The sequence below is a fragment of the Cohnella cellulosilytica genome (assembly GCF_042431195.1).
In the GTDB taxonomy this organism is placed as follows: Bacteria; Bacillota; Bacilli; order Paenibacillales; family Paenibacillaceae; genus Cohnella; species Cohnella cellulosilytica.
On sequence record NZ_JBHMDN010000055.1, the window covers coordinates 335,818 to 359,442 of the forward strand.

A 23,625-nucleotide genomic window follows, 5' to 3' on the forward strand; every position below is an offset into this window, starting at 1 on the left:
GTGTTCGCATTCCGACTCCAGGGAGGTGCAGCGTTGCCTCAGCATGTGACAAGCAAATGGAAGAAAACCGCAGCGTTGAGGGGAACCGGATCGTTGAGGCGGCTCATTCCCGAGACGGTCCGCTTCGACAGCCGGGCGCTGCGGCTTAAGCTCGAGCGCTACGGAATGGTGTACGTCAAGCCGGAGTCCGGCATGCACGGCAAGGGAGTCATGAGAGCGGAGTTGATCGGAGGCGGACGCTGCCGGCTGCGGAGCGGAAGCCATCGGCGCGATTATCCTTCCGGCGGGACGATGGCGCAGGCGATTCGCCGCACGATCCGGGGCCGGAAATATTTAATTCAACGGGGTATTCATCTGCTCCGATACCGGGGACGCGTTTTCGATCTGCGGGTCATGGCGCAGCTAACGCCGAGCAAGCGGTGGCGTACGACCGGAATTATCGGCAGGGTGGCCGGGCCGCGCAAAATCGTAACCAACTACCATAACGGAGGCCGGCTTGTTCCGGTCGGCCGTCTGCTCGGCTCGAACATGGGCAAGCGCTTGGCGGAGCGGAAGATTCGCGAGCTGGAGAACATCGGGGTCGAGGCGGGGCGGGCGCTGCGGCACCGCTATCCGGGCGTCTGCGAGGTCGGCGTCGACATCGGGCTGGACCGCGCCTTCAAGCCCTGGATCATCGAGGTGAACACGCGGCCGGATCCCTACATTTTTCGCAAGCTTCCCGATCCTTCGGTATTTCGTCGAATTAGAAAGTATGCGAGAGCCTACGGGCGAAAATAAGCCGCAACGAAAATATCCCTGCTTCTATCGCGAGCGCGATAGGGCAGGGATATTCGCTTAGCGGGGCCGGCTTCCCGCGCCGTAAATCCGGTTAAGGTTGGCGGCTGTCGCCTGCCAGCTGAAGCGGCTCAAACAATCTTGTCTGGCCTTTCGCGCCATCCGCCGTCTCAAGGAGCCGTCCCCCGCGAGCTTGGCGATCGCCCCGGCGAAAGCCTCCGGCCTGCGGTAACGGCGAACCAGTATTCCGTTACGGTTATGCCGTACGATCTCCTTGATCCCTCCATTGTTCGAGGCGATGACGGGAACGCCGGAGGCCATCGCCTCGACGTTGACCAGTCCGAACGCTTCATGCTTCTGGGACGGACAGACGAATATGTCGGCCTTGCGAAACACGCGATGAATGCGGCGATGCGGCACGGTTCCGAGGAAGCTGGCGTTCACGCGGAGCTTGCTGGCCAACGAGCGCATGCTCTTCAAGTAGCCGGGGCGGGAGGAGCCGCCGGCGATGACCGCGCGGATCGGCCGCGAAGCGGACTTGCTCGCCAGCTTCACTGCCTTCAGCAGGACGGGAACGCCTTTGCGCGGGACGACCCTGCCGGCGAACAGCACGGTAAAGGCTCCTCCTCCGCGCCGTTTCCCCGCGGGTTTGAACCGACTGGTATCCACGCCCAGCCATACTTTGCGGATTTTGCCGGCCGCGGACGGAAATCGGGCGGCCAGTTGCCGCTTAAGCGACGAGCTGTTCGCGATAACGATGTCCGCTTGGGTCAAACCGGCCGCCGCCGCCGAGCGGGTCGCGTACGGGGGAGCGACGAACGTCAAGGAATGCAGGAAGAGGGAGACGGAGGCGCCCCGGAGCACGCGCTTAAGCGGTCCGACGAACCGGGGGCGATTGTCGATCTGCACGAGATCGAAGCTCTTTCCCCGGACGAAGCGGAGCACGCGGGACAAATACTTCGCGGGACTGCCCGAGGGTACGCGGTAAATATGCACGCCGTCGATGATCGAATGGCGCGGATAGCGGGAACAGGCGCGGCTGACGATCGTGACGCGGTGCTTGCGGGCAAGCTGCTTGGCCAAAGCCAAAATCGTAATTTCGACCGAGCCTCCAAGCGGAGGAGGGACGGGAATCTGCTCAGGGGCGACGATCAAAATACGCATCTTCGAACACCTGCTCCATATTATTTTTTCCGGGACTTTATCTCAAAGTATGCCGGATGGAGGAGGGCCGCATAGGACAAATACCGGATGATCTTATGCGGATTTTTCGGAGCATGCGCCGAAGGGGAGGGGAGACGGGAGAGGGACAAATCTGGCGGGAAGAGCGCGGGCGGCCGAAGACGTCGGAAGAGGCGGTCCGATTCGCGGGCGGTCCGCCTCTTGCGCAGCGAAAGCTGATCTATGTCGGCAAGCCTTGCGAGGAAGCGTCGTAGTCGGCCGGATCGGCGGAAGAGCGGTGCTCCGCGCCGGTGCCCGGGGAGGTTTTCTGGGCGCGCAGGCCGCGTTTCTCCCGATAGGCCCACAGCGCGTATTCGATCGGCCGCACGATCGCCTTGCGGTATACTTCCCGTTCTCCCGCCTGATGGAACACTTCGCGCGACGGCTTCGGATTGACTTCGATCAGCCAGATTTTCCCGTTCCGGTCGATGGCCAGATCAAGCGCGAGCTCGCACAGCGCTCCGTAGGTCGCTTCCAGATGGCGCGCCACGTCGACGCCGAACGTTTCGGCCGTCTGGCGAATTTGCCGGATGTCGCTCTCGCTGCCGACCCATTGCCGCAGCAGATCGTTCATCGAAGCGGCCTCGCCTCCGCCGTGCAGGTTGGAGGTAATGCTGCGAAGCGGACCGATCCGCCCCGCGCATCCGGTCACCTCCCAGACGCCCGAGCCGTTCTTCTGCACGAGCATCCGGTAGTCGTGCACCCTGCCGCTGGGAAGCTTGATGTTCAAGCCTTGCTGGACGATATAGCGGTCGCCGTGCTTATCCCAGCTCTGGAGAGCGGATGCCAGACGGCCCCTCGATATATGCTTGGGCTGCACGATCGTACGCGCATGATTGCGCCCCTGCAGCAGCAGGGAGCCGTCGCGCGAGCGCTCGATGCGCAGAATGCCCCGTCCCCCGGTGCCGTTGATCGGTTTCAGATAGACGGTCGGATATTTCTTCAGCAGCAGCGAGACGTCCTCCGGAGACTGGTACAGCCGGGTCGTCGGCAGATGCGCGCGGAAAGCCGGAACCTTGCCTAACGCCCGGTAGATCGTCCATTTGTTGCGAAGCGGCCGATTGAGAAAATGAAGATGGGAATACCGCTTGCGGAAGGCGAGCAGCTGCTGGAAACGATAGCTCTTCTGAATCCGGCAGCGATCGTAGATGACGCTCGGGAAGCGCACCCAGCGCCGGCTCCATTTTTTCGTCACGGGATTGTACGATTGAGCGCGGATCAGTCCCCGGGCGTCGTCCACGTCCTGCGGGGTGAAGACGAAGACGGACAACCCGATCCGTCTGCCCGCCGCGGTCATTTTCTCGTAGACCGGCCTTTCCTCCAGCGATTTCGATTCGTTCAAATATAAGGTCAGTATGCCAAGCGCAGGCTGCCGCACGGCCGGTTCACCTCCGCCCCGCCGGAGGCGCCGCGTATGGCGCCGGACCGTCAAGGCCAGGAGCGGATGCTCCGATGGACGTCATGTAGCTACGCCTCCCCTGGATTCGTGCTTCAGTCTGTGCAGGTAGAGACTGTATTGGAAAATGCGCTCCAGCGACTTGTTGCGGATATGCGGCTCGTCGAATTTCATCGGCTTGGAATTCGCTTCGAAAAACCAGACGTGGCCGGCCGTGTCTACGCCGAGATCCATGGACATTTCGCATAGCCGGCTATGCGAGGAGCGCTCGATTTGCTTGGCCAGCGTAATCGTCGTGCCTCTGACCTTGCTGAGCACCCTGCCCGCCTTATCCTGCCCGAACACCGACACGAGCAGCTTCTCCGGCTCGTCGATATAGCCGCCCCGCGGGACGTGGGTCGTAATGCTGGAATCGCCGGCGACCCGGGCGCCGATGCCGGACAACTCCCATTGTCCGGCGCCGTTTTTCTGCACGAGCGCTCTCAGGTCGAACGGTCGTTTGTTCACGCTGGCCAGCGGGATTCCCTGCTGAACGATATAAGGCTCGCCCAGTCGATCCGACTGCCGCGAGATGCGGTCCCACAGCCTTCTTAACGTTCCCGAGCGGAAGGTGCGGCTGCCCTTCTCCTCCTGGATCTGCAGCCGATAAGGAAGCCGCTTCTCCGGCTGGACGGTTACGGTCATGATGCCGACGCCGGCTTTGCCGCGAACCGGCTTCAGGTAGAGCAGGCGGTGCTTCTTGAGCAGGCTGCCGAGCACGAGCGAATCGGTCAGCTTTCTCGTCTCGGGAATGTACGGCCTCGTCGCCCTGCTCTCGTTCAGCCATTGGAACAGCGACCACTTGTTGAAGAACCGCCGGTTGAACAGCCGGATGTCGGGCTGCTTCGCCAGCGCGGACAGCTTCTTCTTCACTCTCGGCAGCCGCTCGTCTTCCCGCTGCGGAATCCGGTTGTAGACGATATGGGGGCGCGGGAACCAGGCCTGCACCCACGTTTCGTCCGATTCGCGGTATGTGAAGCCCAGCACCTTGTGCGCTTGAAGCTTCAGACTTTTAACGGTCACGACGTAAGTGAGAATGCCCATCTGCTGCCCGGTCTGGATCAAATCCGCGAAATTTCCCCGATTGCCCCGGAACAGCTGAATGTCGTCCTCGATCGTCAGGATCGCGACGACCGGCTTGTCGGTGATCCCTTCCGTCCCGTTGGCCTTCGTCGCGAGAGACTTGGGAATCGTCACGATTCATCCCTCCTGCGGAATCTGCTTAAATAGAGGCAATGCTCGAGAATATACTCCAGCGAGGCTTTGCCTTGATTCTTCAGGGCGGGATGCTTGAAGATCGATCTGCCGGGCTTGGCGTTCGCCTCGAACATCCACACCTCGCCGTCGCGATCGATGCCGATATCGAGGCCGAGCTCGCCGAGCTGGTGCGAATAGTTGCGTTCGATCGCTTCGGACAGCCGGACGGCAACCGTCTTCGCCTCCTTCAGCACCTCTTCCGACCGCGCCCCGAACGTGCGGCCGAGCGCCTGCTCGGGCGTCATGAGCGAGCCGCCGTTCTTGATATGCGTCGTGACGCTTCCGCGGCCGGCCTTCTTGGCCCCGATGCCGGCAACGACCCATTCGTTGCGTCCGTCCTTATGCATATGGAACCGGAAATCGATCGGACAGTTGTCGATCTCCACCAGTCGTATGCCCTGCTGCGCGACGTAATTGTTCAGGTTGTTTCCGTGCCGCGCTCTCAGCATTTTCATCAGGCTGCCGAAATTGCTGAAGCGAAGCAGCACGTTGCCGCCCGGTTTGCGATAGCGGATGAAGTAGCCTTTGCGAGGATGGTAGGTCAGGCGGTAGATGCCGGCCCCCAAGCTTCCCGCGCTCGGCTTGTAATAGAGAAATTGATGCTTCTCCAGCAGCTCCTTGATTCTCTCCGGCGACGGATTGTTGACGGATTCGGGCAGGTGGCGCAGCGCCTCCGGGTCGTTGTCGAGCAGCTTGTAGACGTCGGCTTTATTGAAGAAGCTCCAATTGAAGAACGGAATTTTCTTGCGGATAAACCGTTCGCGAAGCGAGGTGATCGTTACGCCCGTCTCCGCTCTGCGGCTCGGCAACCGGTTGTACACCACGTCGGGAAGCGGCACGATCCGCCGCGTCCAGCCTCCTCCTCCGTCAAGGAACCAGCCGTTGATCTTCTCCTGCTGCCAGTTGATGTCCCGCGGGGTGAAAGCGAACATATAAGCGCGCTTCTGCCCGAGGGTCAGCAGCTGCTTGACGAATCCGGTTCTTTCTCCGAACGGGGCCGAGGAGGAGCGCGTTCCGCTGTCCGTCAGCACGCCGATCAGCGGACCGAGCTGAACGGCATCCCCTTCCTCGCCCACGAGATAGACGCTGCCCGACTTCGGAATCCGGACGGAGCGGCGCAGCCCCGCGGACATGTACACGTGATTCCCTTTGCGCTTGACGGTTCGAACGGCGGCGGGCACGACGTCTTTGCCGAGCTTGACGTTAACCGATTTGCGTCCGCTGAGCTTAAGCTGCTTCGCCAGCGGGCTGGAGAACCATACGATACGTTCCGGCTGCTGTGTGAAATGGACGTTACAGATGGTCAAACTCATGAATTACCCTCCCAGGTGGTCGAAGCAAGATGGATTTGACATAGGATAGAGGCAGCACGGCGGCGGCGACGGCAGCTTCCTCGCCGACGGAGCTCATGGCGGCGCGTCCGGGCTTCGAATTGGCCTCGAGGAACCAAAGCTTGCCGCTCCGTTCTATTCCGTAGTCCAAACCGATTTCCGCGAATCTCCCAAAAGTTTGTTCCAAACGGGCGACGATCGACGACGACAGAGCGGCGATTTCCTCCAGCAGCTCGCCGCTGCGGCGTTCCCCGAACTGCGGAACGAGCGCGGCTTCGGCGGGAACGGCCTTCCCGCCGCCGTGCAGATTGGCCGTCACGGACGACGGCGAGCCGACGCGGACGGCGATTCCGGTCAGCGTCCATCTGCCGCGGCGGTTTTTCTGCATCAAGGCGCGCAGATCGTAAGGCTCGCCGGCGGGGGTTCTCATGTCCAGCAGCGGCTGCATCAGATAGGAGCGGCCGCCGATCCAGCGGTCCGCCCTCCGCAGCGCTTCGGCTTCGCTGCCGCAGCTTCGCGCCAGCGGCCGGTTGCGTTCGTCCCTGCCGGCCAGCGCGACCGAGCCGTCCTGCCGGCCCGTCAGCGCCAGCACGCGCTTGCCTTGGCTGCCGCCGACCGGCTTGAGGAAGGCGGACCGGTCATGCTTGCGCAGCCAGGAGGCCAGCGAGGAAATGCCTTCGTATTTCGCCGTGGGCGGCAAGTAGACGGACAGCGTGCGGTCCCGCGCGAGCATCTCGTAGACTTTGCCTTTGTGCGGCAGATGGGCGTTCAGGCAGACGATTCGCCTGGAGGCCTGAATCGCGCCAAGAGCGTGCCGGTAACGCCGCTTCTCCTCGTTCGAATCCGGCCAGGCGCGGTCGTAGACGACGGAGGGGAGCCTGCGCCGTTCCGCCTGCCACTGGCGGCGGGTTTCGTTCCAGCTCCATCCTTTAACGGAGTCGTCTTCCGGGCTCCAGGTCCAGGGAGAGAAGGCGAACACCCGCATGCCCATTTGCCGGCCGAGCAGCGACAGACGCTTGACGTAACGGCTTTCGGCGAACGGAGGGCAATTGCCGCGCTCGCATACGAGGATGCCGAGCTCGGACGGCGTCGGCCCGATGATCGCCCTAGAAGCCTGAAATGTAGCGGGCATATTGAATCATCATCCGTACCGAGGGACGGATTTTTCCTTCCTTAAGCGGTGTGTTGTCGTTCTTCGAAGGCTTGGAATTCACTTCGAGCAGCCATACGCGGCCGGACGTATCCAGAGCGAGATCGATGCCGAGCTCTGCGAAATGCGCGGGAATATACATATCGATGCCCCTGGCGATGTCCAGAGCGGCTCTCGACAGGCGCAAGGAAGCGTCTCCCCGAAACTGGCCGGGAAGATTGGATCTGGCGACGGATTCCCTGACGGTCGACAGCGTGCCGCCTCTGGCCAGATTGGATACGAAGTGGTGGCTTCCCGCCGTTCGGGCGACGATCGAAGTAATCGCCCATTTGCCGCTGGCATTTTTCTGCGCGAGCGCTCTGTAATCGACCGGACGCCCTCCGATTTCAATCAGATGCAGGCCTTGCTGGATCAAATAACGAACGGTTTTCATTTTGCCGGCCAGCGAGGAGAACAGCTTCGCCAGACTGACGAACGTTTGCCGTTTCGTGCCGAGCTGGGTGGCGTAGGACGCCTGCCAGCCGGCCGAGCCGAGCCGGGAGACGCGAATGATGCCTTTGCCGAGACTGCCTCTTACCGGCTTGAGGAATACGGTGTTGTATTTGGCGCACATGCTTTTGAGCATCGCGAAGCCGTGCAGGGAATGGGATTCCGGCAAGTACCGCTGCAAACCGGCGTCTTTCTTGAGCGCTTCGAACACTTCCGACTTGTCGAGAAACTTCTCGTTAAACACTTGTGCGCCGAAACGGCGCTTGATCTCTCCCATGAATTGCTGGACGATCGGACGATTTTCCAGCTTGCGGGAGGTGAGACGGTTGTTGACGACGTCCGGCGCCGGAAGCGTCATCCTGTGCCAGCCTTTGGCGTACACCCAGCCTTCCACGGAGGACATGCTCGATCCGATGGCGTTCGGAGTGAAAAAATACACATACGCGCCCTGGCTCCGACAAGCATCGGTCAACTCGCGGCAGAACATCGTGATGTCCCCGAACGGCCGATCCGGCTGATTGACGTGATCCCGGCTGACCAGCACGCCGATCAACGGACCGAGTGCGAGCGCTCGGGAGGCCGCCTGATAATGCAGGCGCAGCGGTGTGCCGGAGTAGATGCCCATTCGGCGCGCCAACGTCTGGCTGATGCGCAGCCCGTCGTACCGCGGGACCGGGACGACGGTAACGGAGTGACGGAAAGAACCGAATTGCAGGGCAAGATGCTGCTGGGCGGGTATCCTCAGCTGCTTCATCAGGGATTCCCCCAGCATCAGGACGTCGTCGGACAGAATGCCGGAGCTGACGACATGGACGTCGATTTTCGGGGTGGACATGATTCGTGCTCCTTCCACCTTTGCGAATGTCGTGGAGAAGGTTTCTAGGCTCCTTCCCGGGGGCTAGCGAGAATACTCCATCATATGAGGACATCTATCTATCGGTGATTGCCCCGATCGGATTAGGACTTGCGCGCAGGGGATGTTATGATGAAAACGTCGAACGATGAACAGGCTGGGGAGATGCGAGTTATGAACGAACGGATCGTGGAGTTGGACGAGGGTTGGCTGCAGGTGAAAGTTCCGCTCCCGTATTCGTTAAAATGGGTGAACGCCTACGTGCTGCCGGAGGCCGGCGGGCGCTGGACGGTGATCGATCCGGGGCTGCGGCTGGAGGAGACGGAAGCGTTCTGGGAAGAGGTCGCGCGAAGCCGGAGCCTGGCATGGGACCGCGTGGCGAACATCGTCGTCACCCATCACCATCCCGATCATTACGGGCTTGCCGGATGGTTCCAGGAGCGCACGGGCGCCCCGGTCTGGATGTCTCCAGTCGCGCTGGACAACGCGAACAGGCTGTGGGGGGACGGAGAGACGTTTTCGGACGAGCTGACGGCGGCATTCCTGCGCCACGGATTGGACGACCGGCTGGAGCAGCCGATGCGGATGCATCTGGGCGGGTTCAGGGATAAAGTGTCGCCGCGTCCAAGCGGCGTGCGGCTGATCACGCCGGGAGAGACGTTCGCGATGGGGGGCGTCGAATGGGAAGTGCACGGGGGAGAAGGCCACGCTCCGGGGCATCTGCTCTTCTACGATCGCCCGAGCGGCCGGCTGCTTGCCGGTGATCAGGCGCTGCCCGACATTACGCCCAACGTCGGGTGGATGCCGGGAGGGGACCCCGATCCGCTGCTGTCGTTCCTGGACAGCCTGCGGCGGCTTAGAGCCTTGGAGGCGAGCCAAGTGTTTCCGGGGCATCGGGCTCCGTACGCCCGCTTCCGCGAGCGAATCGACGAAATTGTCGACCATCACGCACGCCGATTAAAGAAGATGGCGGAGTTGATCGGCGATCGGGAGCCGACCGCCTTCGAGGTGTGCGAGTGGACGTTCGGAACGAGGCTGCGGGACAATACGCACAATTTGCGCTTTGCGCTGGCCGAGACGATCGCCCATCTCGTCCGGATGGAGGCCGAAGGGAAGCTCGCCCGATTCGAGCGAACGGCCGCATCGGGCGAAACGATCGTGCGTTGGCGTCTGCAGGAAAACGGCTGATCTCTCGCGGGATCTGCGCATAACGCTCCGTCGTTCCATATAAAAGAAGGGCCTGACCCCTAAGCAAGGGCGTACATCGTACTGTACGACTCTTTGTACTTAGGGGACAGGCCCTAGCTTTTGGAATTATTCGTCGTTATGCGAAGCGTTCTGCTCGGACTCCTCGCGTTCCGCCTGCTTGCGATGCGCGATGCGGCTCGAGGCGGATGCCGCGATCGCTCCGACGATATCGTCCAGGAAGGTGTGGGTTTCCCCGCTGCTCTTGTCGTTGAGCTTCTTCAGCACCCCGGGCTTCAGCTTGTCGACGTAGCCGAAATTGGTCAGGCCGATGCTGCCGTAGACGTTCACAATGCTCAAAGCCAATATTTCATCGCATCCGTACAGGCCTTCGTCGTAGGCGATCATATCCTGCAGCGGCGGCAGCAGCTTGCCCTCCTCGGCAAGCATGTCCAGCTGAATGCCGGTCAATACCGCGTTCTGAACCTCCCTTTTGGACAATACCGCCTCCACGTTGAGCACGCATTCCGCAAGCGTCAAGTCCGGAAAGTAATCTTTTTGCAGCAGCATGACAAGTTGACCGATTTGCTCCTTGGTCACTCCGCGCTTCGTCAACCATTCTTCGGTCGCTCTGGCGACCTCTTTGCTGTTAAGCCGATAAATATGCGGCTGGGACATCAACAACACCTCTTTCCGAAGCCTGCCGGCCTCCGTCTGAACTCGATTGGGACAAACTAACATATTTAGATCGAGGGCTCGTATACATAGTACTACAAATAAAGTTTCGGTGGAACGGCGGCCTATTCGACGGACCCGATTATGAGGGAGGATTAATTTTATGAAGACGTACCCGCATGGCCTGGCAAAGCTGAGCAAATGGGCGCTGCTGCTGGCGCTCGTTCCCCTGATGTCCGCCTGCAGCGTATGGGGCGGAAGCAAGGAGGACAAAGCTTCGACGACGAGCATCGACCCTCCGCCGAGAAATCTGGAAGAGGTCTGGATACAGGGCGCGGAGGAGCCCGCCGCGGCGGACCAGGGCGAGATGATTACGGTCTATCTGCTGGACCGCAACGAATACTTGGCCCCGATGTCTCTGCGGGTCGATCGGGAACCGGCCTCCCCGACGGCCGGCGCGGAGACGGCGCTTGCCTGGATGACGGCCAACCGGCAGCTTGCCGACCAACTGCCGCCCGGCTTCGCGGCCGTGCTGCCGGAAGGGACGAAGGTGAATACGGTAACCGAAAATGCCGAGGAGCGGACGATATCCGTCGACTTTGCGGCGCCGTTCCCGGGAATCCCCGCCTCGCGGGAGCGCACGGTGATCGAAGCGCTCGTCTGGACGCTGACGGAGCTGCCCGGCATCGACAAGGTCAAGCTGTCGATCGCCGGCAAACCGATCCGCTCGATGCCTTCCTCGGGTCTTCCGGTCGACACCGTCTTGACGCGAGGGCTCGGCATTAATCTGGAGAAAATCAAGGATGTCCAACCGACCTACGCGATGGGCGTGACGCTGTATTTTGCCTCTCAGACCGCCGAGGGAGAGGGTTATTTTGTCCCCGTTACGCGGCTCGTCCATCGTCAGGAAGACGCCGCCAAAGCGGCGCTCGAGCAGCTGATCGCCGGCCCGCAGGATACGAAGTCGCTGCAGGCGGTGCTGGAGCCCGACATATCGGTCGAGAAGCTTGTGCGGATGGCCGATACCGTTAACGTCGCATTGAAGGACGCCGACGGAATGCCCAAGCCGGAAGTGCCGTCCCGCATGATGGAAGCCCTTGTGCTGACGCTGACCGAAGCGGCCGGTCTGCCACAGGTAAGCGTGGTTATGAACGGCGACGACTCTTTCCTGGACTCGGAGCAGCGGTCTTACGACCGACCGGTTGCCCGCCCGCTGCATATCAACGCGCTGCCTCAATAACGGCGCGAGGGCTTTCGTAAAGGATGGCGGCCGCGGATTCGTTTGGCGGATAGGTGGAAAAGCTGCGTCTCCCAGAGTAGGGGGAACGCAGCTTTTGCTTGCGCAGGCATGGCCATCCTAAACCCGTTGAACGACCGGCGCACAGTCGACTTGATCGTTCCTTGATTTTCCATCCTCCTCTGTATGTTGCCCGTCGGCCTTCCGTTCATACGCTTGTTTCCAACTGCCATGGGGGATGCGATTAAGGCGGGATCGGGCTTTCTCGACGTTTCAGAAATTCGTTATCCTTGTCTGAATCGTTTCCGGCAAAAATGCGTTCGCCGTCCTATGGTTGGCGCAGGCGTTTTTGCTTGGACGGTTTTGGGCGCATTTGTTCCGGGCGTTCGGATGCTTTTGCGTGCAACCTCTGGTAAAATAGGTGAGATTGAGTAGTTGGGAGGTTGTTCAATGAGATCCGATGGCAGACAAGAAGGCGATTTGAGACCGTTCTCGGTCGTGCTTCACCCGAATAAATACGCGGAGGGCTCCGTGCTCATCGAAGTCGGGAATACGAGGGTGTTATGTACGGCATCCGTGGAAGAGAGAGTGCCTCCGTTTCTGAAAAATCAGGGCAAAGGCTGGGTAACGGCGGAATACGCCATGCTTCCCCGGGCGACGCATACCCGCAACCAGCGGGAATCGGCCAAGGGCAAGCTGACGGGACGGACAATGGAAATTCAGCGCCTGATCGGGCGGGCTCTGCGCTCCGTCGTCGACCTGCACGCGCTCGGCGAGCGGACGATTACGCTCGATTGCGACGTGCTGCAAGCGGACGGAGGAACGAGAACGACCTCCATTACGGGCGCTTACATTGCGCTTGCACTGGCGATACATAAGCTGTCGGGCACGGTCGCTTTCGAGAAATATCCGTTAACGGACTACCTGGCCTCGGTCAGCGTCGGAGTTATTCATAATCAGCCCGTCGTCGATCTGAACTACGAGGAAGACTCGAAGGCCAAGGTCGACATGAACGTCGTGATGACCGGAGCGGGCGCTTTCGTCGAGGTTCAAGGCACGGGCGAGGAAGCTCCTTTCACGAGGCAGGAGCTGGATCGGATGCTGGGTCTGGCGGAAGCGGGCATTCGGCGGCTGATCGAGCTGCAGAAGGAAGCGCTGGGAGAGGCCGGCGCCCGGATCGGCGGAGGAAAGCTATGATTCGCGTAGGAGATACGCTGCTGATCGCGACGAGAAACCGGGGCAAAACGAAGGAGTTTCGCGAGGCGTTTCAGCAGCTTGGAATAGCCGTGAAGGACTTGAACGAGATCGAAGGCATTCCCGATATCGAGGAGACGGGAACGACCTTCGAGGAGAACGCGACGATCAAGGCGCAGGAGGTCGCCGCGCTTGTCGGATTGCCGGTGCTCGCCGACGATTCCGGCCTGTGCGTGGACGCTCTGGACGGAGCTCCCGGCGTCTACTCCGCGCGTTACGCCGGCGAGCCCGCGAACGATGACGCCAACAACGAGAAGTTGCTGCGCGAGCTGGAGCGGATCGGAGCGCCGTCCGTCCTTTTGCCGGAAGCCGGCGAAGGGTTCGCGGCGCTGAGCGGCGCCCGGTTCGCCTGCTCGCTCGTGCTGTACGATCCGACGGACGGAAGCAAGCTGGCGGCCGAAGGCTACGTCGAGGGGCGCATATTGAACCGGCCTCGCGGCGACGGCGGATTCGGCTACGATCCGCTGTTCTGGCTGCCGTCGCTGCGGCGCGGCATGGCCGAGCTGACGCCGGAGGAGAAAAACGCGATCAGCCACCGCGGCCAAGCGCTGAAGAAGCTGCTGGCGCTGCTCGGAACCGGGGCGTAAATAATAGGAGCCAATCTTCCGGATGTCGGAGATTGGCTCCTATTTTTGATAGAGCCCCATTAGAGCGCCGATGTACGAATTTTTCGAGTATCGTGACCCGTTAGAGCCCCATCGGAGTGCCAATGTGCGATTTTTTCGAGTATCGTGGCCCGTTAGAGCCCCATCGGAGCGCCAATGTACGATTTTTTCGAGTATCGTGGCCCGTTAGAGCCCCATCGGAGCGCCAATGTACGATTTTTTCGAGTATCGCCGCCCGCTAGAGCCCGATTGGAGCGCCAATGTACGATTTTTTCGAGTATCGCCGCCCGCTAGAGCTCCATCGGAGCGCCAATGTACGATTCGCCCGCGCCCCATCCCCGCTACAAAACCAATTTTACCTTATAGTGTCTCAGCCAGAAGTCGACTTGCAGCAGGTAGGCGAACAGTTGAGGGCCGGACATGAGCTGGCCGAACCACGGGATGTGGGAGCTGGCGTCGCTCGCCGCGGCGAGCTCGCGGATGCGCGCGGCGTCGACGAGCGGAAGCAGCGGGGAGGACGGATCGTCCAGCCTCTCCAGCAGCCGGCCGCGCACAGCCGCCAAGTAGTTCGGATTGTGCGTTTTCGGATACGGACTCTTTTTGCGGTAGAGCACGTCGCTGGGCAGGACGTCCTCGAGCGACTTGCGGAGGATGCCTTTTTCGCGCATGCCCGCCGTCTTGATTTCCCAAGGGATGTTGAACACGTACTGAACGAGCCGATGATCGCAAAACGGCACCCGAACCTCGAGGCCGACGGCCATGCTCATTCGGTCTTTGCGGTCGAGCAGCGTCGGCATAAACCGGGTAATGTTCAAATAGGACATGCGCCGCATCCGACGGCGGTCCTCGTCCTCGCCGGGGAGCTGAGGTACCTCGGCCACGGCCTGTGCGTAGCGGTCGGCCAAGTAATCCTGCGGCCTGAGCTTCGTTCTGAGCTCCGGGGATAACAAGTCGGCCCGCAGGCCGGTGGCAAGCGACCAGGGGAACGTCTCCGCCCTCAGCGCGTCCTCGCGATGAAACCACGGATAACCTCCGAAAATTTCGTCCGCGGCCTCGCCGGAGATCGCCACCGTCGCTTCCTTCTTAATCTCCCGGCAAAACAAATACAAGGAGGCGTCGATATCCGCCATGCCGGGCAAATCCTTGGCCAGCACCGCGACGTCGAGTGCCTCCGCCAGCTCCGGCGTATCGAACTGCTTCGGATGATGGACCGTCGACAAGTAGTCGGTCATCCGCTTGATCCATGGCGCGTCCGCGTTCGGCTGAAAATCGTGCGCCTGAAAATGCTTGTCGTTATCGACGTAATCGACGGAGAACGTATGAACCTGCCCCTGCCCCGTCCGCTTGTAATAGTCGACCGCGAGCGCGGTCAAGGCGCTGGAGTCGAGGCCGCCGGACAGCAGCGTGCAGATCGGCACGTCGGAGACGAGCTGCCGCTCGACCGTGTCCGCGAGCAGCTCGCGAACCGCTTCGGCCGTTCCCGCGACATCCTGCTCATGTTCATGACTCTCAAGCTGCCAGTAGGCGTACGTCTTCATCCCGTTGCGGTCGTACAGCAGGCCGTGTCCCGGCTTTAATTCGTACATGTCCTTCCAGACGCCGTGCCCGGGCGTGCGGGCCGGGCCGATCACGAACAGCTCCGCCAGCCCTTCCGCATCGACCGCCGCCTCCACGTCGGGATGGGCCAGAATCGCCTTCGGCTCCGAGCCGAACAGCAGCCGGCCTTCCTCCCGGCGATAGAACAGCGGCTTGACGCCGAGCCGGTCTCTGGCCATGAACAATTTTTGCTCCGCCGTATGCCATACCGCGAATGCGAAAATGCCGTTGAGCCTGTCGACGCAGTCCGGCCCCCACTCCACGTACGCTTGAAGCAGCACCTCCGTGTCGCACGTCGTGCGAAAGCGATAGCCCAGCGATTCAAGCTCCTTGCGAAGCTCCGGCGCGTTGTACAGCTCTCCGTTATACACGAGCACGCAGTCGTGACTGTCCGAATCCTTGGCCGGGCGAATCATCGGCTGGGCTCCGCCCGCGGGGTCCATTACGGACAATCGGCGATGACCGAAAGCGCAGTGGCGGGACAGCCACGTGCCGCTCGCATCCGGTCCGCGCTGTTCGAGCGTCTCGGTCATTTTCTCAATCGTATCCGCCTGTTTCGTCGAATCCGCGTTCCAGTCCACCCATCCGGTAATACCGCACATCGTTTTCCCCTCTTTTCCCTAAAACAGATCATTTAAGATGGATATGCGAAAAAAGGCATAAGATGTATGTCCTTAGGGAGAAAATACGTGAAGACCAGGCCCGTCAGCGGGAGAAAGGAGTCCGATGCCGCGTGTATGACGCCGATGCTCCGGAAGAGAGAAGGACCTATTACATCTCGGTGGGACCCGGACAAATTTTGGAGGACTCCGAGGCGGCCGCCTTCGAGTTCGCGATTCACGCCACGGAAGCGGAGATCGACAAGCTCGAGGAGCTGTTCCAGGAAGCCCAGGATGCGGATACGGATGAAATTTTCAACTACAGCGGTTCTCCGCTCGTATCCGACTCCCCCGAGAACGAGACTTATGACGCGCTGTTTAAGGATATTTACCGTATGCTGCACGAGCTCGGCACCGACGAGACGAAGCGCCATATCGAATCGATGAACATTTTGTAGCGGGGAGGTGAACCAGCGGTGTCCGATCAATTCAAGAAAAACCTGGGCAATCAGATCGCCAAAAAAGGCGAGGAGTTTGTCGAAGAAACCCTTAAGAACAACATCGCCCATCCCGCCATGAACAATCCGGCAAGACCCAATCGCATCCGGCGAGGCTAATGAGATTGAAGCCGCTCCGCCCCCTCGGGCAGGGCGGTTTCTTTGCGTTTGGCGATTTACAGCCCTTGCCGAGTGATGTACGCTTTAAATAGCCTTAACGCCCGCGTTGTTGGACGGGAAGGAAAAGCTTGACGGATGGAGGGGAACCGATGTCATTGATTGGCGAAGAACGCAAAGCGTACATATTGCGGCAGTTGAATCTGGAAGGCAAGGTCAGAACGCACGATCTCGTTGCCGAGTTGAAGGTATCGTCGGAGACGATTCGCAAATATATGGAGGAATTGGAAGCCGAGAACAAGCTCAAGCGCGTGTACGGCGGAGCGATGAAGCCGGACGCGGCGAGGGAGGAGCCGGCTTATCTGAAACGGGAGACGATCCATTCCGAGGAGAAGCGCCGAATCGGACGGACGGCGGCGACGCTTGTCGAAGACGGAGACGTCGTGTTTATCGACGACGGCACGACGACGCTGGCCATGATCGAAGGCATACTGGGCAAAAAAAATATCACGGTGCTGACGATCTGCGTCGCCGGAATGTGCAAGCTGATCGACTATGCGAACCGGGGATTGTTCAGCGGTAAAATCTACTTTATCGGCGGCGAGATCGACGCCTCGCAATCTCGTTCGACAGGGACGGTGGCGGTGCAGATGGCAGAGCTGTTCTACTCCGACAAAGCGTTCATCTCCGTCGACGGCCTGACGGCGGAACGCGGGCTGACCGGCTTCGACGCTCCGAGAGGCGTGCTCGCCCGCAAAATCATCGAGCACGCCAAGCAAACGATCGTCGTCGCCGACAAGTCGAAATTCGGACAAGCCCAACTGTTCAAAATCGCCGACTTGCAGGAGGTCGATCTCGTCATCAGCGACGTCGCCGCGCCTCCGGAATGGAAAGCCGCTCTGAAGGCCAAACAGGTAACCTGGATCGAGGCGGAATAAAGGCGCGTCAGGCCAAGCTTTTTACCATGTGCCAGAACGGTTTGCGATGTATCGATATCTCTTTGTCCGCGAGGAACCCCAGTTTGGCATAGAGCGCACGCGCGTCCTCGTTCGTTAGATCGACGTTTAGCGCGATTTTGTCGCAGCCCAGCTCCCTGGCCCTGCTTTCGGCCGCCGCGATGAGCTGCTTGGCGTATCCTCTGCCTTGAGACGACGGATCGACGGCAAGAGCGTCTATGTAATACTCGTCCTCATCCGCTTCCTTGTCGATCGTCACGGTCGCATTTCCGCTTTTACGGCGAAGGTGCAGCAGAACGGGCTCGTACAACCGTTCGGCTTCGCTGCCCAGATAACACAGAATCATGCCGACGGGTCGTCCGTCCTCCTCCTTTACCAGAATGCACGATCGGCTGAATCGATTGCCCTCGGCGCCGATGAACTTCTCCAATCTTCTCAGGACGTCTCGCTCGTCCGTTGCTCCCGTGAGCTGGCAACCGATATCCCCAATCGCCAGCAATACAAGGCGGGCCACGGAGGACGTGTCGCGTTCCTCGGCTGGTCTGATTGTCATGTCTAATCACCTCGTTCAAAATGCGACTCTACTTGATCTTAGCCTGCAGGAGGAGCGAATTCAAATCGCGGACGAAAAACATATTGCGCGGCATCGCGTTATGTGCTAATATACTTTTTGCGTGTCTCAGTAGCTCAGCTGGATAGAGCAACGCCCTTCTAAGGCGTCGGTCGGGGGTTCGAATCCCTCCTGGGACGCCATTTAAACGAATGCATCCCTAATGGACGATAAACGAAAAAGCCCATTCTCCGCACATAGAGGAGGATGGGCTTTTGTCCGCAATTTGCTTGCATACCGGCAACCCGGCAGCCGGTTAATCTTTCATTCGATCCGGCTCGGACATGAACCAGGAGATGTGCGTGCATCGCTGGCATACGAGAATCGTGGCGTTGCGGTTCGCCCAGTCCAGTCCGAAGAAGGTCGCCCCTCTGGAGTTCAACTGCCGGTAATCTTTATCGAAGGTGTCGTTGCGGCAGCAAAGACAGACGATTGCCGCTCCTCCGGCGCTAAATCTCATATTCAACAGCTCCTTGTCGGGAATGTCGGTTACAAGTATGTACGAAAAGGCCGGCAAATAGTTCCGATACAGGAGCAAATCCCCGCCGCAGCCACTCGCCGCGACGGGGATTCCCAGTTAATCACATTCGCCATCTAGCCAAGATTTCGGGATTGTCGTCTGCTGCGAATAGGGAGGTGTGGTTTTTACCAGATGCCAGCGCCGGCACGCAAGATAATTACGAGCAGGATGAACAGAACCAGTGCGAATGCAGCTGCGCCCATTCCACCGCCGCCGCCATAGCAAGGGCCAACTCCTGCGCCTCCAACCGGATAACTCATGCAATCACCACCCAACTGCGAAGATTGAAGTCATGAGATAGCTTATGTAGAGGCCAATATACGGCCAGTGCATACGCACAGATTGCGAACAATCCGCGCCAGCCCACGCCAATTCGGCGGACTCGTCATATAGCGGACTGGGCGATTGATTTTCTGTGAATTTCCATGTTATGATAAATGCCGAGGCCGCGATAAAGCGATCCGGATTTGCGCGCTGCACGCCAGCCGTCCAAACTTCCAATACGCGGGTGTAGTTCAATGGCAGAACGCTAGCTTCCCAAGCTCGAGGCGAGGGTTCGATTCCCTTCACCCGCTCCATGATTGAATATGAAGAGGTTGAGTATTCCCTTCACCCACTCCATATGGTATCCAATTTCACCCTTATCGGTCGTTCCGGCGGCCGTTTTTTTATTTTGGAAGACGTTCATGCTATAATTTCACAGACGATATGCGATTCAAATGCCGGTACAGGTGGAGGGGAACTGCCCACATGACGGATCGACCGAAAGATAATCTGGTGCTGTTTCCGAAAACGCTGGATTATTATCAAATACAATTGACGAAAATGCTGGAGACGGAACGGTACGGCGAAGCCAAAGGCTTGCTTGCTTTCCTGCTGCAATGCGGAGGGGAGGCGGAGCGGCACCATACGGAGTGGCAGGCGCTGCTCGGCTGGCTGGACGCGGCGTTCCCTTCGGCCGAAGGGAATCTGGACTACGACTCGCTGCTGGGCGCCGACGACGGGGACGACGAGAACGAGGGAGATCTGTTCAAACGCAGATTATCCGAGCGCACCCAGTCCGACGCCAATTACATACCGGAGCTGCTGGCTTCCCTGCACAACGGCGACGATCCGGGACAGCAGATGCTTATTCTGGGGCAGCTGCAGCATCTGTTTCATCCCGATGTCGACAGCTCTCTCAGGCAATGGCTGGCCAGGGAGGAATATATTCCTCCGCTGCAGTTTCGCGCTTTGCAGGCGATCAGGAAGCAGGGAGGCAGCGGGCCGGTCTCGTTCTGGAGAGACGGGGAGAGCCTGACGGTGGAGGCGGCGGATACGCCGCTCAGCTTCTCGGAGTTTCCCCAGGGGGCGCATCAAGTGCTCGACAGGGTGCGGCAATCGGCGGAGGTGTCCGACCCGACGCTGTCGTATTTTGCGGAAGAGACGTGGAAGGATTGCGTCGAGCTGGCATATGGAACGCCGATGTACAAAAGCATGACCGAGGACGACGACGGCTCGTCGGACGTCTGGGCCGCGGCTCTTCATCAACTGCTGATGGAGAGGCTGCACGCCAAGCAAGGAGACGAAGGCGTCCGCGAGCAGTACGGCATTACGGAGGAGCTGCGTTTTCGCTACGAACAGGCGCTGCGATGGCTGAGAAGCTACGCGATTGAGCCGAGAATTTCCGATGCGTAGTCAGATTGCAACGATTTCGCCTTGAACCGGGCGAGATGTTGTTCTATAATGGAATGGTTTATGTGAATTGTCGCAGAGTGGCGGCAAGACGTTACGGAGGGGAAAGCATAAAATGACAGCAAACTGGGAAAAGATAGAGAAGAACCTTGGCGTTCTTGAAGTCGAAGTGGATGCGGAGCAAGTAGCCCACGCCCTGGACAAGGCATTCCGCAAGGTCGTTCAGAAAGTAAACGTTCCAGGCTTCCGCAAAGGCAAAGTGCCGCGCGCGATTTTCGAAGCGCGTTTCGGCGTGGAGAGCCTGTATCAGGACGCCATCGACATCCTGCTTCCGGAAGTGTACACGAAAGCGATCGACGAAACCGGCATCGAGCCGATCGATCGTCCCGAGATCGACGTGGAGCAGTTCGGCAAAGGCCAGTCCTTCAAGTTCAAAGCGAAGGTTTCGGTGAAGCCGGAAGTGAAGCTCGGCGAATACAAGGGCTTGGTCGTTCCCGCAGAAAGCGCGGAAGTGACGGAAGACGAAGTGAAGGCGGAGCTCGAGCGCCTGCAGCAGCGCCATGCGGAGCTGGTCGTCGTCGACGAAGGTCCGGCGCAGATGGGCGACTTCACCTCGATCGATTTCGAAGGCTTCCTGGACGGCGAGCCGTTCGAAGGCGGCAAGGGCGAGAAGCATTCTCTGGAGCTGGGCTCCGGCTCGTTCATTCCGGGCTTCGAGGACCAAGTCGTCGGCTTGAACATCGCCGAAGAGAAGGACATCAACGTTACGTTCCCGGAAAACTACCAAGCGGAGGACCTGGCCGGCAAAGCGGTCGTGTTCAAAGTGAAGCTGCACGAGATCAAGCGCAAAAACCTGCCTGAGCTCGACGACGAATTCGCGAAGGACGTCAGCGAGTTCGACACGCTCGACGAGTTCAAGGCCGATCTGTCGAAGAAGCTGGGCGAGCGCAAGGAGAAAGACGCCGAAGCCGCCCGCGAGACGGCGATCGTCGACAAAGCCGCGGAAGCGGCCGAGCTGGAGCTCCCGGAAGTGATGATCGAGACCGAGATCGACGCCATGCTGAAAGATTTCGAGAACCGTCTGCGCCAGCAAGGCATGACGCTGGACTTGTATTATCAATTCAGCGGCCAGGACGAAGCGGCTCTGAAGGGACAAATGCGCGGCGACGCCGAGAAGCGCGTACGCAGCAACCTTGTGCTGGAGGAAATCGCCAAAGCCGAGAATCTGGAAGTATCCGACGAGGACGTGAACGAGGAGCTCGAGAACCTGTCGAAGCTGTACAACCGTCCTGCCGAAGAGCTTCGCGGCATCTTCGCTGCGAACGGCTACTTGGAAAATCTCGGCGCGGATCTGAAAGTTCGCAAAGCCGTGAAATTCCTCGTAGAAAACAGCAAATCCGAGTAAGCTGCGCAACAAAGTCAAGGCACGTGTTATCCGCGTGCCTTATTTTTCACCCCGAATACATATGAAGCAGGACGAATCGCGCGCCAGACCCGCGATCGCCCGAAAACGGCTCGTCAACATGACATTCCGATTTGAACGTGTTAAACTATTACCGAGATTCGAACGTCTAATGAGAAAAGGGGTTGGTAACATGCTAGTACCTATGGTCGTCGAGCAAACGAATCGCGGAGAACGGTCGTACGACATTTACTCCAGGCTTTTGAAGGACCGCATCATATTTCTCGGAAGCGCGATTGACGACGATGTCGCCAATCTCATTATCGCTCAACTGCTGTTCCTGGCAGCGGAAGACCCGGAGAAGGATATTCATCTGTACATCAACTCCCCGGGCGGCTCGGTAACGGCCGGCATGGGAATTTTCGATACGATGCAGTACATCAAGCCGGACGTTTCCACGATCTGCGTGGGAATGGCCGCCAGCATGGGGTCTTTGCTCCTGACGGCGGGAGCGCCGGGCAAGCGCTTCGCGCTGCCGAACAGCGAGATCATGATTCACCAGCCGCTGGGCGGGGTAAGAGGTCAGGCATCGGATATTAAGATTCATGCCGACTGGATCGTCAAGACGAAGCAGAAGCTCAACCAGATTTACGTCGATCGTACGGGTCAGCCCTACGAGAAGATCGAACGGGACACCGACCGCGACAATTTCATGAGCGCGGAAGAGGCGGTCCAGTACGGTCTGGTCGATCGGGTGATTACTCACCCTACGGCGGTCGACAATCCGCAAGCTTAACAAGCAACAACGTCCCGCGACTAGAAGCGCAAGTTCAACCAAGTCCGGTTTGCAGCACCGAGGCCGACTTTTTGAACCAACCTCTAAAAGCGGTTGAATAAGGAGGGTTTATATGTTTAAGTTCAGCGACGAGAAGGGCCAACTGAAATGCTCGTTCTGCGGCAAGTCGCAGGATCAGGTCAGAAAGCTGGTTGCCGGTCCCGGCGTCTATATATGCGACGAGTGCATCGAGCTGTGCACGGAGATCGTGGAGGAGGAGCTCGGTCACGAGGAAGAGCTGGATCTGAAAGACATTCCGAAGCCGAAGGATATTCGCTCGATTCTGGATCAGTACGTCATCGGCCAGGAGCAGGCGAAGAAATCTTTGTCCGTTGCCGTATACAACCATTACAAGCGGATTAATTCGCAGACGAAGATCGAAGATGTCGAGCTGCAGAAGAGCAACATCATGCTGGTAGGCCCTACGGGCTCCGGCAAGACGCTGCTTGCGCAGACGATGGCCAAAATCCTGAACGTCCCGTTCGCGATCGCGGACGCGACTTCTCTGACGGAAGCCGGGTATGTGGGCGAGGACGTCGAAAATATTTTGCTTAAGCTGATTCAGGCTGCGGATTACGACGTGGAGAAGGCGGAGCGCGGCATTATCTACATCGACGAGATCGACAAGGTGGCGCGCAAATCCGAGAATCCTTCGATTACGCGCGACGTGTCCGGAGAAGGCGTGCAGCAGGCGCTGCTGAAAATTCTCGAAGGCACGGTCGCTTCCGTTCCTCCGCAAGGCGGACGCAAGCATCCGCATCAAGAGTTTATCCAGATCGACACGACGAACATTCTGTTCATTTGCGGCGGCGCGTTCGACGGTCTGGAGCAAATTATCAAACGCCGGATCGGCAAAAAAGTGATCGGTTTCAGCTCCGTGCTCGAAGGGCAGAAGGATATGAAGCCGGGCGAGTATTTGTCGCTCGCGCAGCCCGAGGATCTGCTGAAATTCGGCTTGATTCCCGAGTTCGTCGGCCGTCTGCCGGTTATCTCCACGCTTGAGCCGCTTGACGAGCCGGCGCTGGTCCGCATTCTGTCCGAGCCGAAGAACGCCCTTGTCAAGCAGTTCCAGAAGCTGCTGGAGATGGACAACGTCAAGCTCGAATTCGAGAGCGGCGCGCTGGAAGAGATCGCCCGCGAGGCGATCAAGCGGAACACGGGCGCGCGCGGACTTCGGGCGATCATCGAGAGCGTGATGCTCGACGTGATGTACGAAGTGCCTTCGCGCGACGACGTCGTCAACTGCGTCGTGACCGCCAAGGCGATCAAAGACAAGATGGCGCCGGAGCTCACGACCAAAAAAGGCAAGAAAAAAGAAGAAAGCGCGTAAACGGGAGCAGGACGGAAGCCGCC

23 protein-coding genes and 2 tRNA genes are annotated in these 23,625 nt (G+C 59.4%); 15 read left to right on the forward strand and 10 right to left on the reverse strand.

Annotation, left to right across the window (positions count from 1 at the left end):
* The first annotated feature begins 33 nt into the window (after window positions 1–33).
* Window positions 34–777, forward strand: a complete 744-nt coding sequence (locus ACFFT4_RS29605; RefSeq protein WP_378052731.1) for a YheC/YheD family protein — start codon at window positions 34–36, stop codon at window positions 775–777.
* Window positions 778–834: 57 nt separating this feature from the next.
* Here ACFFT4_RS29605 and ACFFT4_RS29610 read toward each other — a convergent pair whose 3' ends face one another.
* Window positions 835–1,938: a glycosyltransferase family 4 protein gene (locus ACFFT4_RS29610; RefSeq protein ID WP_378052732.1), complete on the reverse strand. Its 1,104-nt coding sequence runs from the start codon at window positions 1,936–1,938 to the stop codon at window positions 835–837.
* A 113-nt stretch (window positions 1,939–2,051) separates the two neighbouring features.
* Here ACFFT4_RS29610 and ACFFT4_RS29615 point away from each other — a divergent pair, with 113 nt between their 5' ends.
* A complete protein-coding gene (locus tag ACFFT4_RS29615) occupies window positions 2,052–2,210 on the forward strand; it encodes a hypothetical protein (RefSeq protein WP_378052733.1) in 159 nt (52 codons plus the stop codon).
* Here ACFFT4_RS29615 and ACFFT4_RS29620 read toward each other — a convergent pair.
* The 5 genes from ACFFT4_RS29620 to ACFFT4_RS29640 form a co-directional block, all read right to left on the reverse strand.
* Window positions 2,177–3,373 (reverse strand): YheC/YheD family endospore coat-associated protein, encoded by a 1,197-nt coding sequence (locus ACFFT4_RS29620; protein WP_378052734.1) that lies wholly within the window; start codon window positions 3,371–3,373, stop codon window positions 2,177–2,179. The genes ACFFT4_RS29615 and ACFFT4_RS29620 overlap by 34 nt on opposite strands.
* Before the next feature lie 81 nt (window positions 3,374–3,454).
* Complete coding sequence (locus ACFFT4_RS29625; RefSeq protein WP_378052735.1) at window positions 3,455–4,627, reverse strand: YheC/YheD family endospore coat-associated protein; 1,173 nt, start codon at window positions 4,625–4,627, stop codon at window positions 3,455–3,457.
* Window positions 4,624–6,000 (reverse strand): YheC/YheD family endospore coat-associated protein, encoded by a 1,377-nt coding sequence (locus ACFFT4_RS29630; protein ID WP_378052736.1) that lies wholly within the window; start codon window positions 5,998–6,000, stop codon window positions 4,624–4,626. The genes ACFFT4_RS29625 and ACFFT4_RS29630 overlap by 4 nt, the downstream gene beginning before the upstream one ends.
* A complete protein-coding gene (locus ACFFT4_RS29635; RefSeq protein ID WP_378052737.1) occupies window positions 5,981–7,150 on the reverse strand; it encodes a YheC/YheD family endospore coat-associated protein in 1,170 nt (389 codons plus the stop codon). Before ACFFT4_RS29635 ends, ACFFT4_RS29630 begins: the two co-directional genes overlap by 20 nt.
* Window positions 7,125–8,492, reverse strand: coding sequence for a YheC/YheD family endospore coat-associated protein (locus ACFFT4_RS29640; RefSeq protein ID WP_378052738.1), 1,368 nt, complete (start codon window positions 8,490–8,492; stop codon window positions 7,125–7,127). Before ACFFT4_RS29640 ends, ACFFT4_RS29635 begins: the two co-directional genes overlap by 26 nt.
* Before the next feature lie 192 nt (window positions 8,493–8,684).
* Between ACFFT4_RS29640 and ACFFT4_RS29645 the strand changes: the two genes are divergently transcribed.
* Window positions 8,685–9,698, forward strand: a complete 1,014-nt coding sequence (locus ACFFT4_RS29645; protein WP_378052739.1) for an MBL fold metallo-hydrolase — start codon at window positions 8,685–8,687, stop codon at window positions 9,696–9,698.
* A gap of 126 nt (window positions 9,699–9,824) precedes the next feature.
* Here ACFFT4_RS29645 and ACFFT4_RS29650 read toward each other — a convergent pair whose 3' ends face one another.
* Window positions 9,825–10,373, reverse strand: coding sequence for a phosphatidylglycerophosphatase A family protein (locus ACFFT4_RS29650; protein ID WP_378052740.1), 549 nt, complete (start codon window positions 10,371–10,373; stop codon window positions 9,825–9,827).
* Between the two features lie 160 nt (window positions 10,374–10,533).
* On the opposite strand from ACFFT4_RS29650, the gene ACFFT4_RS29655 reads away from it, so the two are divergent.
* The 3 genes from ACFFT4_RS29655 (at window position 10,534) to ACFFT4_RS29665 (ending at window position 13,448) form a co-directional block, all read left to right on the forward strand.
* Entirely contained in the window at window positions 10,534–11,610 is a 1,077-nt protein-coding gene (locus ACFFT4_RS29655; RefSeq protein WP_378052741.1) for a GerMN domain-containing protein, read from the forward strand.
* Window positions 11,611–12,057: 447 nt separating this feature from the next.
* A complete protein-coding gene (gene rph, locus ACFFT4_RS29660; protein ID WP_378052742.1) occupies window positions 12,058–12,804 on the forward strand; it encodes a ribonuclease PH in 747 nt (248 codons plus the stop codon).
* Complete coding sequence (locus ACFFT4_RS29665) at window positions 12,801–13,448, forward strand: XTP/dITP diphosphatase (RefSeq protein ID WP_378052743.1); 648 nt, start codon at window positions 12,801–12,803, stop codon at window positions 13,446–13,448. Before rph ends, ACFFT4_RS29665 begins: the two co-directional genes overlap by 4 nt.
* Window positions 13,449–13,807: 359 nt before the next feature.
* Here the strand turns inward: ACFFT4_RS29665 and asnB are convergent, their stop codons facing one another.
* On the reverse strand, window positions 13,808–15,664 hold the full coding sequence (gene asnB / locus ACFFT4_RS29670) for an asparagine synthase (glutamine-hydrolyzing) (protein WP_378052744.1): 1,857 nt from the start codon (window positions 15,662–15,664) through the stop codon (window positions 13,808–13,810).
* A gap of 131 nt (window positions 15,665–15,795) precedes the next feature.
* Here asnB and ACFFT4_RS29675 point away from each other — a divergent pair, with 131 nt between their 5' ends.
* The 3 genes from ACFFT4_RS29675 (at window position 15,796) to ACFFT4_RS29685 (ending at window position 17,213) form a co-directional block, all read left to right on the forward strand.
* Complete coding sequence (locus tag ACFFT4_RS29675; protein WP_378052745.1) at window positions 15,796–16,119, forward strand: hypothetical protein; 324 nt, start codon at window positions 15,796–15,798, stop codon at window positions 16,117–16,119.
* Between the two features lie 18 nt (window positions 16,120–16,137).
* Window positions 16,138–16,278: a hypothetical protein gene (locus ACFFT4_RS29680; protein ID WP_378052746.1), complete on the forward strand. Its 141-nt coding sequence runs from the start codon at window positions 16,138–16,140 to the stop codon at window positions 16,276–16,278.
* A gap of 149 nt (window positions 16,279–16,427) precedes the next feature.
* Entirely contained in the window at window positions 16,428–17,213 is a 786-nt protein-coding gene (locus ACFFT4_RS29685) for a DeoR/GlpR family DNA-binding transcription regulator (protein WP_378052747.1), read from the forward strand.
* 7 nt (window positions 17,214–17,220) lie between these two features.
* On the opposite strand, the gene ACFFT4_RS29690 is transcribed toward ACFFT4_RS29685, so the two are convergent.
* Window positions 17,221–17,784, reverse strand: a complete 564-nt coding sequence (locus ACFFT4_RS29690) for a GNAT family N-acetyltransferase (RefSeq protein WP_378052748.1) — start codon at window positions 17,782–17,784, stop codon at window positions 17,221–17,223.
* A gap of 123 nt (window positions 17,785–17,907) precedes the next feature.
* Between ACFFT4_RS29690 and ACFFT4_RS29695 the strand changes: the two genes are divergently transcribed.
* Window positions 17,908–17,984, forward strand: a tRNA-Arg gene (locus tag ACFFT4_RS29695).
* 113 nt (window positions 17,985–18,097) lie between these two features.
* Here ACFFT4_RS29695 and ACFFT4_RS29700 read toward each other — a convergent pair.
* Window positions 18,098–18,301 carry a hypothetical protein gene (locus ACFFT4_RS29700; protein ID WP_378052749.1) on the reverse strand — a complete coding sequence of 68 codons (204 nt, stop codon included), beginning with the start codon at window positions 18,299–18,301 and terminating at the stop codon, window positions 18,098–18,100.
* Window positions 18,302–18,865: 564 nt separating this feature from the next.
* Here ACFFT4_RS29700 and ACFFT4_RS29705 point away from each other — a divergent pair.
* The 5 genes from ACFFT4_RS29705 to clpX all read left to right on the forward strand — a co-directional run bounded on the left by ACFFT4_RS29705 (window position 18,866) and on the right by clpX (window position 23,602).
* Window positions 18,866–18,939: transfer RNA gene (locus ACFFT4_RS29705), tRNA-Gly, on the forward strand.
* A gap of 172 nt (window positions 18,940–19,111) precedes the next feature.
* Window positions 19,112–20,038 (forward strand): hypothetical protein, encoded by a 927-nt coding sequence (locus ACFFT4_RS29710; protein WP_378052750.1) that lies wholly within the window; start codon window positions 19,112–19,114, stop codon window positions 20,036–20,038.
* A 112-nt stretch (window positions 20,039–20,150) separates the two neighbouring features.
* Window positions 20,151–21,440 carry a trigger factor gene (gene tig / locus ACFFT4_RS29715; protein ID WP_378052751.1) on the forward strand — a complete coding sequence of 430 codons (1,290 nt, stop codon included), beginning with the start codon at window positions 20,151–20,153 and terminating at the stop codon, window positions 21,438–21,440.
* 190 nt (window positions 21,441–21,630) lie between these two features.
* A complete protein-coding gene (clpP, locus tag ACFFT4_RS29720; RefSeq protein WP_378052752.1) occupies window positions 21,631–22,233 on the forward strand; it encodes an ATP-dependent Clp endopeptidase proteolytic subunit ClpP in 603 nt (200 codons plus the stop codon).
* A gap of 112 nt (window positions 22,234–22,345) precedes the next feature.
* Window positions 22,346–23,602: an ATP-dependent protease ATP-binding subunit ClpX gene (gene clpX / locus ACFFT4_RS29725; protein ID WP_378052753.1), complete on the forward strand. Its 1,257-nt coding sequence runs from the start codon at window positions 22,346–22,348 to the stop codon at window positions 23,600–23,602.
* Window positions 23,603–23,625 lie beyond the last annotated feature (23 nt).